This window comes from Flavobacterium ginsenosidimutans, assembly GCF_003254625.1.
Classification (GTDB): domain Bacteria; phylum Bacteroidota; class Bacteroidia; order Flavobacteriales; family Flavobacteriaceae; genus Flavobacterium; species Flavobacterium ginsenosidimutans.
On record NZ_QJRJ01000018.1, the window covers coordinates 1 to 303 of the forward strand.

1 protein-coding gene is annotated in these 303 nt (G+C 51.5%); it reads left to right on the forward strand.

What is annotated here, in order from left to right:
* On the forward strand, positions 1-303 hold a 303-nt coding region (locus DM444_RS00090; protein ID WP_162614872.1), incomplete at both ends, for a SprB repeat-containing protein.

Consider the following 303-nt stretch of genomic DNA (forward strand, 5'->3'; position numbering starts at 1 on the left):
ACTGCCAGCGGTCTTCAAGCGGGAACATATACGGTAACAGTTACTGACGCCAATAATTGCCAGGCTGCGCAAAGCTTTACCATTGCAGAGCCCCCTATTCTATCGGCGTCAAAATCACAGACGGATGTTTTATGCAATGGCGGAGCGACAGGCACAGCATCTGTAACCGTCTCTGGCGGTTCAGGCAACTATACTTACTCATGGTCCCCTTCAGGAGGAACTGCAGCAGTGGCAACAGGCCTTACTGCCGGAACCTACACAGTAACTGTTGCAGATGCAAACAGCTGCCAATTGACGGAATCC